At 65.0% G+C, this 13,527-nt stretch carries 16 protein-coding genes; 7 read left to right on the plus strand and 9 right to left on the minus strand.

The window, feature by feature from the left end; genetic code table 11:
- The first annotated feature begins 11 nt into the window (after positions 1 to 11).
- Positions 12 to 470 (plus strand): GreA/GreB family elongation factor, encoded by a 459-nt coding sequence (locus M8312_RS03605; protein ID WP_250119017.1) that lies wholly within the window; start codon positions 12 to 14, stop codon positions 468 to 470.
- On the opposite strand, the gene M8312_RS03610 is transcribed toward M8312_RS03605, so the two are convergent.
- The 3 genes from M8312_RS03610 to M8312_RS03620 form a co-directional block, all read right to left on the minus strand.
- Positions 467 to 1,192, minus strand: coding sequence for an aspartate/glutamate racemase family protein (locus M8312_RS03610; RefSeq protein WP_250119018.1), 726 nt, complete (start codon positions 1,190 to 1,192; stop codon positions 467 to 469). The two genes, M8312_RS03605 and M8312_RS03610, sit on opposite strands and share 4 nt — an antisense overlap.
- 213 nt (positions 1,193 to 1,405) lie before the next feature.
- Positions 1,406 to 2,956 carry an NAD(P)(+) transhydrogenase (Re/Si-specific) subunit beta gene (locus M8312_RS03615; protein WP_250119019.1) on the minus strand — a complete coding sequence of 517 codons (1,551 nt, stop codon included), beginning with the start codon at positions 2,954 to 2,956 and terminating at the stop codon, positions 1,406 to 1,408.
- Positions 2,957 to 2,960: 4 nt separating this feature from the next.
- On the minus strand, positions 2,961 to 3,242 hold the full coding sequence (locus M8312_RS03620) for an NAD(P) transhydrogenase subunit alpha part 2 (RefSeq protein WP_250119020.1): 282 nt from the start codon (positions 3,240 to 3,242) through the stop codon (positions 2,961 to 2,963).
- A gap of 397 nt (positions 3,243 to 3,639) precedes the next feature.
- On the opposite strand from M8312_RS03620, the gene M8312_RS03625 reads away from it, so the two are divergent.
- Positions 3,640 to 5,940: an EAL domain-containing protein gene (locus M8312_RS03625; RefSeq protein ID WP_250119021.1), complete on the plus strand. Its 2,301-nt coding sequence runs from the start codon at positions 3,640 to 3,642 to the stop codon at positions 5,938 to 5,940.
- Between the two features lie 2 nt (positions 5,941 to 5,942).
- On the opposite strand, the gene M8312_RS03630 is transcribed toward M8312_RS03625, so the two are convergent.
- A complete protein-coding gene (locus tag M8312_RS03630; RefSeq protein ID WP_250119022.1) occupies positions 5,943 to 6,101 on the minus strand; it encodes a hypothetical protein in 159 nt (52 codons plus the stop codon).
- 148 nt (positions 6,102 to 6,249) lie between these two features.
- Between M8312_RS03630 and M8312_RS03635 the strand changes: the two genes are divergently transcribed.
- Together M8312_RS03635 and M8312_RS03640 are read left to right on the plus strand one after the other, a co-directional pair.
- Positions 6,250 to 6,666, plus strand: coding sequence for a secondary thiamine-phosphate synthase enzyme YjbQ (locus tag M8312_RS03635; protein WP_250119830.1), 417 nt, complete (start codon positions 6,250 to 6,252; stop codon positions 6,664 to 6,666).
- Between the two features lies 1 nt (position 6,667).
- On the plus strand, positions 6,668 to 7,144 hold the full coding sequence (locus tag M8312_RS03640; protein ID WP_250119023.1) for a YbaK/EbsC family protein: 477 nt from the start codon (positions 6,668 to 6,670) through the stop codon (positions 7,142 to 7,144).
- On the opposite strand, the gene M8312_RS03645 is transcribed toward M8312_RS03640, so the two are convergent.
- Both M8312_RS03645 and M8312_RS03650 read right to left on the minus strand, forming a co-directional pair.
- A complete protein-coding gene (locus M8312_RS03645; RefSeq protein ID WP_250119024.1) occupies positions 7,141 to 8,268 on the minus strand; it encodes a Re/Si-specific NAD(P)(+) transhydrogenase subunit alpha in 1,128 nt (375 codons plus the stop codon). The two genes, M8312_RS03640 and M8312_RS03645, sit on opposite strands and share 4 nt — an antisense overlap.
- Positions 8,269 to 8,278: 10 nt before the next feature.
- A complete protein-coding gene (locus M8312_RS03650) occupies positions 8,279 to 8,428 on the minus strand; it encodes a hypothetical protein (protein WP_250119025.1) in 150 nt (49 codons plus the stop codon).
- Positions 8,429 to 8,538: 110 nt separating this feature from the next.
- On the opposite strand from M8312_RS03650, the gene M8312_RS03655 reads away from it, so the two are divergent.
- Positions 8,539 to 9,975 (plus strand): sigma-54-dependent transcriptional regulator, encoded by a 1,437-nt coding sequence (locus tag M8312_RS03655; RefSeq protein WP_250119026.1) that lies wholly within the window; start codon positions 8,539 to 8,541, stop codon positions 9,973 to 9,975.
- A 23-nt stretch (positions 9,976 to 9,998) separates the two neighbouring features.
- Entirely contained in the window at positions 9,999 to 10,757 is a 759-nt protein-coding gene (locus tag M8312_RS03660) for a phosphodiester glycosidase family protein (protein ID WP_250119027.1), read from the plus strand.
- A gap of 45 nt (positions 10,758 to 10,802) precedes the next feature.
- On the opposite strand, the gene M8312_RS03665 is transcribed toward M8312_RS03660, so the two are convergent.
- Entirely contained in the window at positions 10,803 to 11,615 is an 813-nt protein-coding gene (locus M8312_RS03665) for a SurA N-terminal domain-containing protein (protein WP_250119028.1), read from the minus strand.
- A gap of 84 nt (positions 11,616 to 11,699) precedes the next feature.
- On the opposite strand from M8312_RS03665, the gene M8312_RS03670 reads away from it, so the two are divergent.
- A complete protein-coding gene (locus M8312_RS03670; RefSeq protein ID WP_250119029.1) occupies positions 11,700 to 11,954 on the plus strand; it encodes an XrtV sorting system accessory protein in 255 nt (84 codons plus the stop codon).
- Here the strand turns inward: M8312_RS03670 and epsI are convergent.
- Both epsI and xrtV read right to left on the minus strand, forming a co-directional pair.
- A complete protein-coding gene (epsI, locus tag M8312_RS03675) occupies positions 11,951 to 12,646 on the minus strand; it encodes an exosortase-associated protein EpsI, V-type (RefSeq protein WP_250119030.1) in 696 nt (231 codons plus the stop codon). The genes M8312_RS03670 and epsI overlap by 4 nt on opposite strands.
- Positions 12,639 to 13,523, minus strand: a complete 885-nt coding sequence (gene xrtV, locus M8312_RS03680) for an exosortase V (RefSeq protein ID WP_250119031.1) — start codon at positions 13,521 to 13,523, stop codon at positions 12,639 to 12,641. Before xrtV ends, epsI begins: the two co-directional genes overlap by 8 nt.
- Between the last annotated feature and the right edge of the window lie 4 nt (positions 13,524 to 13,527).

Here is a 13,527-nt window from a genome sequence, read left to right on the forward strand (position 1 = left end):
GTAGCGCGGCGATGAGCGTCGCTTTCCGCCGGGAGAGCGATGACGAGCATCTCGAGCCCAGTTTCGAGCTGCCGATCCCGCCCGGCCCCAACCTCGTCACCGCGCGCGGGCTCCAGCAGATCGAGGAACGTGCAGCCGCGCTGGAGGAGCAGCTTGCCGGTGATCTGCCGGAAGAGCAGCGGAAGAAAGTGCTCCGCGACGCCCGCTACTGGCGGCAGCGCCTGGCCAGCGCCCAGCTTGTGCCCACGCCCACCGGAGACACCGTCGCAGTCGGCACGCGGGTGACTTTCGAGCGCGACGGCCAGGAACGCACCATCCTGGTCGTCGGACATGACGAAAGCGACCCCGCCACCGATCGCGTCTCCTTCCTCGCTCCCCTGGTGCGCGCCATGCTTGGCGCCGAGGAGGGCGACGAGGTGGACTATGCGGGCGGGACGCTCAACGTGCTTAGCATTGCGCCTGGTCCTTAAGCGGCGACGCGGGCCTGTTCTTCCTGAACGTCGGCCAGCATCCACTGGACAGCAGCGCCGGCGTGGATCGCCGTCGTGTCGTAGACCGGCAGAACGTTGGCGCGGGTGTCGACCGCCAGCACCAGTTCAGTGCAGCCGAGCACGATCGCCTGAACCTTGAGCTTGCCGAGTTCGGTGATCAGCGTCTTCAGCTTGCGCTGGCTGTCGCGGACCACGCGGCCACCCGCCAGCTCCTCATAGATGATCCGGTCTACCTCGGTCCGCCACTCGGGCGTGAGCTCCTGGATCACGATGCCACGCTCCATATAGGGTGCGCGGGCCCATTCCTCCGTCATGGTGAAGCGGGTGCCCAGAAGGGCGACCCGGCTACGGCCGTCGGCCACGATCCGCGCGGCGGTCGCCTCACGGATGTCGACGACCTCAAGCCCAGTGGCCTTGCTCGCCGCCTCGGCCGACTTGTGCATGGTGTTGGAGGCGAACAGCAGGCCTTCGGCCCCCGCCGCCTTCAGACGCTGGGAGGCGTCGACGACGACCTTCTCCGCGCCGGCCCAATCGCCGGTGCGGTGATAACGGGCGTAATCATCCTCGAAGTCGAGGCTTTCGAGCACCAGCCGAGCGCTGTGCAGCCCACCGAGCCGCTGCGCGACCTGCCGGTTGATGTGGTCGTAATAGAGTGCGGTCGAGTTCCAGCTCGCCCCGCCGATGATTCCGAGCTTGCGCACTGTCCCAACTCCCCTGGCCACGCTCCCCGCCTGGCCACCCAAATGTCAGTCGATTCAGGCTCCTGAGCGGAGCCTCGATGCCACTCTTGTCCCTTAGTCGGCGGGGTCCGGCAAGCTGCGATCGACAATAGTTAACGAGACAACTGTCAGCTGTTGCGGGGGAGCGACAGACCGTTACGGCTGCGTTCGCCGGTTAACTTCGGAGGACGGACATCAAGCCAGTGCCTTGACGATTTCCTCGACCATCTTCTTGGCGTCGGACAGCAGCATCATGGTGTTGTCGCGATAGAACAGCTCGTTATCGACGCCGGCATAACCGGCGCCACCCATCGAGCGCTTGATGAAGAGCACGGTGCGCGCTTTTTCGACGTCCAGCACCGGCATCCCGTAGATGGGTGAGCTCTTGTCCGTCTTCGCGGCGGGGTTGGTGACGTCATTGGCGCCGATCACGAAAGCGACATCGGTCTGCGCGAACTCGGAGTTGATGTCCTCGAGCTCGAAGACCTCGTCATAGGGCACGTTCGCTTCGGCCAGCAGCACGTTCATGTGGCCGGGCATGCGTCCCGCCACGGGGTGGATGGCGTACTTGACCCGAACCCCCTCCTTCTTGAGCTGGTCGGCCATCTCGCGCAGCACGTGCTGCGCCTGCGCCACCGCCATGCCGTAGCCGGGGACGATGATCACCTGGTCGGCCTGCTTCATCAGGAAGGCCGCGTCCTCGGCCGAACCGCGCTTGTAGGGCCGATCGATGACCTCCCCGCCCCCGCTGCTCGCCGTTGCGCCGAAGCCGCCGGCGATGACCGAGATGAAGCTGCGGTTCATCGCTCGGCACATGATGTAGCTGAGGATCGCGCCCGAGCTGCCGACCAGTGCGCCCGTGATGATCATCGCGCTGTTGTGGAGTGTGAAGCCCATCGCCGCCGCGGCCCAGCCCGAATAGCTGTTCAGCATCGACACCACGACCGGCATGTCGGCGCCGCCGATGGGCACGATCAGCAGGAAGCCGATGGCAAAGGAGAGCGCCATGACGGTGAAGAACACCCACGGCGCCTGATCTTGGGTGAAGTAGGCGATCAGGCCAAGGATGCCGGCCAGCACCGCGAGATTGATGACGTGCCGGCCCGGCAGGAGGATCGGCGACCCGCTCATGTTGCCGTTCAACTTGAGGAAGGCGATGACCGAGCCCGAAAAGGTGATCGCACCGATGGCGACGCCGAGCCCGAGCTCGATCCGGCTGACGGGCAGGATGGCGAGGAAGGACGGGGTCGCGATCGGAGTGATGCGGACGGCGATGCCGAACGCCTCGGGGTTGAGGTAGGCGGCGGCGCCGACCAGCACCGCGGCAAGGCCGACGAGGCTGTGAAAGGCCGCGACCAGCTGCGGCATCGCCGTCATCTGGATGCGGCGGGCGGTGACAATGCCGATGATGGCGCCGATAGTGATGGCGGCCAGGATTGAGAGGACCGCTCCCCAATCGGTGATGAACCGTCCTTGAGGACCAACCATGTCGTGGCAAATTGGTCCGCTCGCGATGTCCAAACACCGTTGCGCAACGCGGTAAGCCGGAACGTGAGTCGCCAACGTAGTCACTACCGCGATCGCCATGCCGATCATGCCGAGGCGGTTGCCGCGCTGGCTGCTGACGGGGCTCGACAGGCCCCTTAGCGCGAGAATGAAGCAGACGCCCGCGACGAGGTAGGCGAGCAGGGCCCAGCCAGGCTGGGCGTGGGCGGCGGCTTCGGCGGGCACGGCCGGAAGGGTCATGCGCCTAGCGCTCCTTTTTCTTGTACATGGCGAGCATTCGGCTGGTCACCGCGAAGCCGCCGAAGATGTTGATGCTGGCGAGCACCACGCCGAGCAGCCCCAGCCACTTGGCGACCGGGTTGCCGCTGGCGGCCGCGGCGATCAGCGCGCCGACGATGATGACCGATGAAATGGCGTTGGTGACCGCCATCAGCGGCGTGTGCAGCGCCGGGGTCACCGACCAGACGACGAAATAGCCCACGCAGCAGGCCAGCACGAAGATCGAGACGATCGAGATCAGGTCCATGACTTCCCTCTTCCTTGCCATCCATCAGAGGGGAAGACGAGCCGCTCGGCAAGAGGCAAGCTGCCGGACGAAGTTTCCATGTTTCCCTGGTTCGACCCATCAAGAGGCGGCTAAGTCTACAAGTTTGCTTGGTTCGACCCCTCGCGCCCAGGCGAAGTTTCCATGTTTCCCTAGTTAAGCCTGCCCTCGCTTCACAACACATTGTTAACCATCGCAGCCGCAAGCTGCGCCGGACACGAACGGACGGACCCTTGCGAAGCTGATGGCACAAGCCAGCCCCCGTAGGACAGAACTGAACGAAGGATCCGTTTCGGGCCCGTTAAAGTTCGTCAACGGCGTCAAGGTTTCCGATTTAATAACCTTTATTCGGGCAAGAGCAGGGTCAATGCGCTCGGAAATGCCTTTGCCCTCCGCGGAAGCGGGCAAGAAGCCAGTCAAGCTGATGCTCTGGCTGACGCTGATTTGCGCTGTGATCGGCTGGATGGGCATTGGTGAGATTCTGGAAGATCAGCTCCGGTCCCTCCGCAACTTCTTCCACATGCATGCGCCCAGCGGCCAGATCGTGCTGGTCGAGGTCAACAATCGCAGCATCCGCGAACAGGGTGCGTGGCCCTGGCCCCGTTCCAGCCTTGCCACAATCGTCGACAAAGCCAGCCAGGCCGGCGCCAAGGGCATCTTCCTGACCACGCCGCTCGACGGTCGCACCACCCCGGCTGACGACCAGCGCCTCGCTCAGGCGATTGCCGCTTCGGGCCGAGTGACTATTCCGGTCAGGACGCGAAGCGGGGTCGGTTTCGAAGGCCATGCGGCGGATGAGGGTCCGCTGTCGCTGTTCACGCGCAATGCGAAGGTCGCGGACGTATCGATCTTCTACAATTACCAGCAGGCGACCTGGTTCGGCCTTTTCGGCAGCCCATTCGAGCAGCAGTCGGTGCCAAGCATGGCGGCGGTGCTGTCCGGACGCGACGGCCTTCCGCATTCCGGTCATTTCCGGATTGATTATTCCATCGACGCCACTCGCGTTCCTCGGGTCAACGCGTCCGATCTTCTGGCCGGGCGCGTGCCCGCGCAGGCTCTTGCCGGCAAGTCGGTCGTCCTGGGCCTCACTGGCGAGAATTTCGGCGAGCAATTGTGGGTCCCGGGGCAAGGGCGGATGGGACTTGCCTATGTCCCGATTCTCGCTGCCGAGACCTTGAAGCAGGGTATGCCGGTGAGCTTCGACCACCTCGGCTTCATTCCATTTCTGCTTTGCAGCCTGATCCTTTCCATCTGGTCGATCCGGGGCCAAAGCCGCCGATCTCAGGACCTCCCGCTGATGGGCGGCGCCGTTCTTGCACTGGGGCTGCCCCTATTGCTCGAGATGAAGCTCATCTTCCTCGATGTGGTGCCCGCATTGGTGATGATTACCGTGGTCGCGGTCCGGCTTGGATGGCAGCGCTGGCGGAGTGGTGGGCTGGTGAATGCCCAGACCGGCCTTCCCAACCTGACGGCCTTGCGTGAAGCGACCGGCAATGGGGGTTTCCTCCTCGCCGCGGCGCGGGTCCATAACTATGCGGAGATCGCGTCGACGCTGCCAGGCGAGAGTGAAGCGGAGCTGGTCCGCCAGATTGTCGCGCGGCTGTCCGTCGCCGACAAGCCGATGACCGTCTACCAAGGCGACGAGGGCATCTTCGCCTGGTTTGCCGAACCCGGGCCCGCCGTCACCAACCACCTGGAAGCCCTGCACACCCTGTTCCGCGCACCGGTATCCATCGAAGGCCGCTCCGTCGACGTGGCGCTGACCTTCGGGGTCGAGCTTGGCAGCAACCGTGGCAACGCCAGCCGGCTCGGCAGCGCGCTGGTCGCCGCCGACGAGGCGTGGGAAGAAGGGCTGCGCTGGAAATATTACGATCCAGCCCGCGAAGAGGAAGCAAGCTGGCGCCTGTCGCTGCTCGGCGAGCTGGACGCCGCGATCGACCGTGGCGAGGTGTGGATTGCCTATCAGCCACAACTCGACCTCAAGACCAACCGGATCATCGGGGCGGAGGCGCTCGCGCGCTGGACCCACCCCGACAAGGGCCCGATCAGCCCGGCGGAGTTCGTCGCGGCGGCCGAGCAGCAAGGCCGCATCGCCAAGCTGACCGACTTCGTGCTGGACCGCGCCATCTCGACCGCGTCGGCGATCAACCGGCGGGGTCAGGACTTCACGATCGCCGTCAACATCTCACCGCGCCTGCTGAGCGACCGCGGGCTGGTCCAGCGCATCAAGGAACGGCTCGTCGTCCATCAGCTGGCACCAGAGAAGCTGACGCTTGAACTGACCGAGACCGAATCGCTGCAGAGCGCCGACGATGGGCTCGCCATGCTGGAGAACCTGCGCCGGCTCGGCGTCCGGATCGCCATCGACGATTATGGCACCGGCCTGTCGACACTGGACTATCTCAAGAAGGTGCCGGCAAGCGAACTCAAGATCGACCAGAGCTTTATCCGCGCGATGAAGCTCAACCGTTCGGACCTAATCATGGTCCAGTCGACAATCGCACTCGCCCATTCGCTCGGCCGAACGGTCGTTGCCGAAGGAGTCGAGGATCGCGCCACGCTTGACCAGTTGGTCGAGCTGCAGTGCGACATCGTGCAAGGTTATCTGGTCGGACGCCCAATGGGCGTGCGCGAACTGGTCCAGTCCCTGCCGATCAGGCACGTCCGGCAGGTCGCCTGAACTCACTTTGACTGTGCTTTCCTGACCCAAAGCGGAGCTTCCGCTTTGGCGTACTTCTGCGCCTGCTTGAGGAAGATGGTAAATTGTTTGCTAACCGTATCGATTAAGGTTAATCCTTGTCTGTGCAGCGGTGATTCGTTGCGTAACAGGAGACGAACCATGGGCGGTTTCTGGAGCTGGGTCCTCGGCTGCGGCTGGCGTTAAGCCACTGCGGCACCCGCTAAAGGCGGGTGACCAACCCAAAGAATTCAAAGCGCGTCCGCCGAAAGGCTGGCGCGCTTTTTCTTTGGGCGTTAGCGGGCCAGCATGATCCGACAGGCCCTTGGCACGCTCACCATCACGGCTGCCCGCCAGGGCTTGCATGAGATTACTGGCGAGGTCGGAGAATGGCTCGGCCAGCAGGGTTTGAGTGACGGTCTTCTGACCTTGTTCCTGCGGCACACGTCAGCCTCCCTTCTGATCCAGGAGAATGCCGCTCCCGCAGCGCGCCGTGATCTTGAGCGCTATTTCGCCATGCTGGCGCCCGAGAGCGGCAGCTACGAGCATGACGACGAGGGCCCGGACGACATGCCTGCCCACCTGCGCGGCGCCCTGACCAATACGCACTTGTCAGTGCCGGTGATGGATGGCCGGATGATGCTTGGCACCTGGCAGGGCATCTACCTGTTCGAGCACCGCCGGACCCCCTCTCCCCGGCAGCTCGCCCTGCATCTTGTCGGCGAATGAGATGAGCCTCGAGACAGTGCGTGCCTTCCTTGCCGAGCATGCGCCCGAAGCCCGGCTGATCGAAGCGCATGCGAGTACCGCGACGGTGGCCGACGCCGCGGCGGCGCTTGGCGTCGAGCCGGCTCGAATCGCCAAGACCTTGGCATTGCGCGTCAATAGCGACGTGCTGCTGCTGGTGACGCGAGGGGACGCTCGGCTGGACAACGCCAAGTGCAAGGCGGCGTTCGGCGGGCGTCCGCGCATGCTTGGGGCCGAGGAGACGCTGGCGGTGACCGGCCATCCGGTTGGCGGCGTGTGCCCGTTCGGGCTGGCTACACCCCTGCCCGTCTATTGCGACGTGAGCCTGCGCGGGTTCGACACGGTCTTTCCGGCAGCCGGAAGCCGCAACAGCTCGGTCGAATTCACACCCGCACGGCTGGCAGAGGTGACCGCCGCCGAGTGGGTCGAGGCCTGCGTCTTGCCTGAACAGGCCAGCTAGCTGGAAAGCCGCTCCGACACGACCCGGCCACCCTGCGTCACGCGCACCGCCTTCACGATCTCATCATCGTCGAGCAGAACCGGTCGGCCCTGATCCTTGTCCCAGAAGGCGGACAGGAAGTTGAAGATGTTGCGCGCGAACAAGGCGCTCGAGTCGGCCGGCAGGCTGCGCGCCAGGTTAGCAGCCCCGATAATGGTGACGCCGTGCCGCTCGACCCGTTCGTTGGCGACCGTGCCCTCGACATTGCCACCGGCTTCCGCGGCGAGGTCCACCACCACGCTGCCCGCGCGCATGGTCGCGAGCTGGGCGTCGCTGATCAGGCGCGGCGCCGGCTTGCCCGGTATGAGGGCCGTCGTGATGACGATGTCCTGCTTGGCGATGTGGCTGGAGACGAGGTCGGCCTGGGCGCGGCGATATTCCTTGCTGGTCTCACCGGCATAGCCGCCCTGCCCTTCGCCCTCGATGCCGGCCACGCCTTCGACGAAGATCGGCTTCGCACCGAGCGACTGGATCTGCTCACGGGTGGCGGAGCGGACGTCGGTCGCGCTGACCTGAGCGCCCAGGCGCCGTGCGGTTGCGATCGCCTGAAGGCCGGCGACGCCCACCCCCATGACGAACACCCGCGCCGGGCTGACAGTGCCGGCCGCGGTCATCATCATCGGGAAGGCGCGGCCATAAGAGTCTGCCGCCTCGATCACGGCCTTGTAGCCGGCGAGATTGGACTGGCTTGAGAGCACATCCATGCTCTGGGCGCGGGTGATACGCGGCATCCACTCCAGTGCGAGCGCCTCGAACCCGGCTTCGGCATAGCCGTCGATGGCCTCGCGGCGGCGGAACGGATCGAGGGAGGCGACAAGCAGGGCGCCTGGTCTCGCGCCGGTGAGGCTGGAGGGCTCGGGGCCGCTCACGCCAAGGACGATGTCCGCGCCATCAAGCACGGCTGCGCGCCCGCCGATGGTCGCGCCCGCCGCCTCATAGTCGGGATCGCCGATGGAGGCAGCCGCCCCCGCTCCGCCCTCGACGGCGACCGACGCGCCTAGCGCGACGAACTTCTTGACCGTCTCGGGAATGGCGGCGACGCGCGTTTCACCCGGTGCCGTTTCCTTGAGGACCGCGAGCTTCATCTCCCCTGCCCTAACTGGCCAGGAGCACCACGACGAACGCCGCGATCAGAAAGGCGGCCACGGCGCCCCACTTCAGAAGGCCCATGACCTTGGCATAGTCCCGTGCGTGCGACTTGAAGTCGACCGGGCCGGTGTTTTCGTCCGAAGTGTGAATGGCCATGGAATGCTCCGTTCAGCGAAAGAGTAACTGGGCGCGTGCATATCAACGGCGTGCCCCGCCGCGAAGCCCCTACACTCAATCTTTACCCCTTCCCCGCTACGGAGGCGGAGATGCGCGCGGACACCATCCGTTTTCTGTTGCTGGTCAACGCCGGGCTCGACGAGCGCCGGCTGGTGTCGGCGACTGCCTTGCGCGCCGGCTGGAACACTCTTGGCGCTCCCGGCCCGACCGAGGCGGTGGAGCTACTTCAGGGTCCGCATGGGCATGAGGTCAAGGCGGTGCTGGTCGGCGGCTGGAACAGCCAGACCGGACCCGCCACGGTTCGTGCCCTGCGTGCCGACCGTCCCGGCCTGCCGATCATCGTGCTGTCGGAGGCTGGCTCCATTGCCCAGGCGGTCGAGGCGATGCGCTCCGGCGCTTCGGACTTCCTGTCCCGCCCGGTCGCGGCCGAGCGGCTGATGGAGGCACTTGCGGTCAATGCCGACCGCCGCCGGCCCACGGGTGAGCTTGCCCCCTTGTCCGAGAAGCTCGCGCCGCAGATGGCGCTTGAGGAACTGATCGGCGCTACTCCGGAATTCCGCTCGGCACTGGCGATCGCCGCCAAGGCCGCGCGTAACCGCCTGCCGCTGCTGATCGTCGGTGAAGCGGGCTCGGGCAAGGAGACCATTGCCCGCGCAATTCACGCTGCGTCGCACCGGGCGCGCGGCGCGTTGCTCGAGATCGACTGCAAGGCCACTCCCGGCAACATCATCGACAGTGAGCTGTTCGGCCATGTCGCCGGCGCCTTTCCGGGCGCCTTCGCCGAGCGCGTCGGCAAGCTGGTCGAGACCGACGGCGGCACGCTGCTGATCGACGAGATCGCACTGATGCCGCGCGACACGCAGGAAGCGCTCGACCGCGTACTCGCTACCGGGGAAGTTCGGCCGGTCGGTTGCAACGGCAGCAATTCGGTTGACGTGCGCGTGATCGCGACCAGTTCGAGCCCGCTGCCCGAAGACTTCCACCCCGGCCTCGCCGACCGGCTGTGCACCACCATCGTGACGGTCCCGCCGCTACGGGAGCGCACGCAGGATATCCCCGCGCTTGCCCGCCATCTGCTGGCGCGGATCGCGGGGCAGCCCGGCATCCGCCCGCTGTCTCTCGGCAATGACGCGCTGACAGTCCTGATGCGTTACGGCTGGCCGGGCAACGTCCGCCAGCTCAGCAACGTGCTGTTCCGGGCGGCCCTGCAATGCGAAGGTTCGGCGCTGACGGCCGACGACTTCCCGCACCTGGCGATCCAGTCACGCTTCACCAATCGCTCTCACGACATCGCTCCCGAGATCAGCAAGGCCAGCGCGGACGCGGCTGTCTCCGGCGGACCGGGGGTAACGCTGCTGCAGGCCGACGGACACCTGCGCAGCCTAGAGGACATCGAAGCGGACGTGATCCGCCTCGCCATCAACCACTATCGCGGAAAGATGACCGAGGTCGCGCGGCGGCTGGGGATCGGTCGCTCGACCCTTTACCGCAAGCTTGCCGAACTGGGCATCGACAACCCCAGCTGAGCGGTCCATCTGCGTCGGCCGCGATGCACTGGGTTCTTGCTTTTCTTCTGCTGCTTGCCGGCTGCCGCAAGGCCGAGCCCGCGCCTCTTTCCGCGATCACCAAGGCGGATCAAAGTCCCTGTCGATCGGTGCTGTTTGAAGGAAGTCGCTTCACGGTTTGCTCTGCCGCCGGCCTGAAACTCGAGTTGGCGGTCGCCGGTCGCGACGGCCGGGCTTATCGAAGCTTCCCGGCGCTGGAACATGTCCTCGGCGGCCGTGCGGCTCAGGTGGCCTTTGCCATGAACGCCGGCATGTTCGACACGGATGGCCTCCCCATCGGCCTGGCGGTGAGCGAAGGGCGAAAGCTGCACGCGCTCAACCAGCGCGACGGTAGCGGCAATTTCCACCTGAAACCGAACGGCGTCTTTCTGGTCCGCGACGACGGGAGTTCGGCGATCGTGCCGACCCCTCGCTATGGTCATGAGGCAGGAGTCCGGCTCGCGACCCAGTCAGGTCCAATGCTGGTGATCGACGGCGCCGTGAACCCGCTGTTCGACGCCGATGGCCGCTCCCGCTTCGTCCGCAACGGCGTGGGCGTCAACCGCAGCGGCGAGCCGATCTTCGTCATCAGCGACGAAGCGGTAAGCTTCGGAAAGCTGGCGCGCTTGTTTCGCCAACAGCTTCACTGCCCGGACGCGCTCTATCTTGACGGGTCCGTCAGCTCACTGTGGGATCCGGCGAACGGACGGATGGACAGCTTCTCAGCGCTGGGCCCGATGATTGTGGCGCTTCGCCACCGCTAGGGAAGCGCCCACGCCGAGCCGAAGCGCGGCCAAGTAAGCGATCGCTTACTTGGGCGGCCCGAAGCCTTCCTTATATTCGATCTTGGCAGACTTGCGGAGATCCTTGAGCCGCTGCTGCAGCGCATCGCCACTCTGCTGACGGCGAATGAGGTTGACCGCTTCCGTTCTGGCCGGCGGCCCGACGAGTGGCGCCGGTTCACGCGAGGTGACCGAACTTGCCACCGATGCCGTGCCATTGGGAACGATAAAAGGCTCGCCAGAGGTCATGCTGGCCAGACGCGGGTACATGTCGGGCGGGATGACATTGGTGGCGATCTGATTGTTGGCACGCTGAAACGGAATGCGCGCCGCCGTGAGGACCGCAATCAACTCATCGATGCTCTTGGTCTGGAGGATCTTGGCCTTGACCGCAGGGTCCGCCGGGGTCTGATACTGGACCTGCGCAAGTTTCCAGACTTCACGCTTGGCGAATGCCTGCGGATACTTGTTCTGGAACGCGGCGATTTCGGCGTCGGTCGGAAGCTTGCTGGCGTCCATCTGGCGGCTGGCGAGCATGCCGATCAGCAGTTCCTCGTTCATCCGCCGCTGACGCGAGATGAACTCTGGCGACTGGTCGATCCCCTCCTGGCGCGCCTGGTCAGCGAGCAGGCGGCGGTCGATCAGACCCTGCAGGATGCGGTTGGTGGCTTCCTTCTTGTCGACGTCCGCCGGCAGCTTGGCATTGGCAAGCTCGCCGTTGAGCTCGGACGAGGTGATCTCGTCCTTGTTGACGACGGCGACGGTCTGCCCTTCAGCCTTCTTCTGGCAGCCGGAAAGGGCTACCGCGAGCGACAGGCCAAGAAGAAGCTGCTTATGCATGAACGGGGCCCCTATTAAACTTTTGTTCGAGCGTGGTTAGCATTGGTGCTAGGCGTGCGCCAGCGTAAGCGGAGGAGTGCGAAGATGAAAACCCCCTATGACTGGATCACGATTGCGATCTTCGCGGGTCTCATCGTTTTGTTCATGCAGCGATCGACCAACCAGGACGAGCAAGTGCATGATCCCCTTTGGATGTACCTGCTCGCCGGCGCCGGGTGCGCCCTTGCCAACTATCTTGGCAACGAGAGCCTGCATCTGCCAGCCGTCGCGATGATCGGCGTGACCATCGCCTTCATCATCCATTATCTGAAGCCGTTCTCCATCGGACGCCCGCGCTAGGCGGCCGTCACCAGAACATTGCGGCGGTTGGCTGGAAGCGCGTCGACCATGGCCGTGACGAAGCGCTGAAGGCGGGCGAACGCGGCCTCTTCGTCTGGATCCACGGTGGAGATCCGGACCAGCACAGCATCCGGGATCTTGCCCTTCAGATTGTCGATGGCCACGGCGATCTTCTGCGCGCGCCACGACGCTGGCATCTGGTCGCCGACCCTTGTCCAATAGATGATCTGCTCGATCCTGCCCGGCGCGGTCGCGGTGAGCTGATTGGCGGTGAACCTGACGTTGTTGGCGGCGATTGCGCGCGGAACGATGGGTGAAAGGCTGAAGCCGCCGGCGGGATAGCAGAATTCCGGCCGGTGGATCTGGAGCACGCCGGTCTGGCCCGCGGCTTGCGCGATCAGGAGCATGATCGGCGGTTCGTCGCCGCTCGTATACACCCTTGTCAGAAGCTGGGAGTAGAGCGCCGCGGAAAGGGCGTCTTCCGGCGGGACGACCAGCCCGCTGCTGGTGGCGAACTCCCACTCGCCGATCTTGTCGGGAAGCAGTTTCTCGAGCTTGGTTGAACCAAGATAGTCGATCGCCTCACGCGGCTGCCGTGCATAGACGACGCCAGCACTCCCCGCCAGCGCCAGGCCGATCAGCACCTTGCGCCGGTCGAGCGCCGGTCCTTCGGATCCCGTCCAATCAGCCATTGGCCGGAACCCGAGACTTGCGCTCGACGAAGCGTGAATAGACAGCTTCGATCGCCATCATCGTCGCCAGAGCGGCGGCGAAGGTGACGATGCCGGCGAAATCATGGAGGAAGCCCTGAGCCGCCGCCTCACTCACGTAATAGGTGAGCAGGATGAGGATCAGCACCCGTATGAAGTTGGCCAGGATCGCAACCGGCACGACCGCGAGCGACATGAGGATGAGCGCTTTCGGATCGCTGCGGTGGCGCAGATAGACGTAGAAGAGACCGATCGCCGACAGCGTGATCAGCGAGTTCAGGCCCGAGCAGGCTGCCGCGACCAGCAATTCATATTGCGCGATCTGGATGACGACGCCCGAGCTTCCCACCGGAAAACCAAAGGCATGGAGCAGCGACACGGCGGCGCGCGAGATGGCAATCTTCACCGGGTTGGTAAGCGTCGCGACAACGGTGTCGGGCGGCGGCAGCGCAAACGCCAGATAGAAGATGGGAAACCAGATGGCCCGCAGCATGCGCCCGCCAATCAGCAGGTAAGCGCCGGCGATGAGTGCCGCGTACATGGCCGCGACCTGGAGCTCGAGGATTCCCGTGATTCCGAGGAGGATGAAGGCGGGAAGGAACACGGCCAGGGCGGCCAGTCCCAGCGCAAGGTTACCCGGCCTCTGGAGCCCCCTGGCGTCGCGATATTCCCGCACCAGCAGCCACAGCCCGGTGGCAAGAACGATCGGGCCGTGCCCGCCCTGCTCTGTCGACCAGTTGTTCCTCGCCACCTCGATCATCGGTGGCAACACCGCGATGAGAGCGCCGGCGAAGAGCAGCCAGTCCGACCAACGCAGGCGGACCGGGGAGCGCTGGACCTGTTCAGTCTTGGTAAGCAACAAT

Origin of the sequence: Sphingomonas sp. KRR8, from assembly GCF_023559245.1 — a bacterium.
GTDB lineage: Bacteria > Pseudomonadota > Alphaproteobacteria > Sphingomonadales > Sphingomonadaceae > Sphingomicrobium.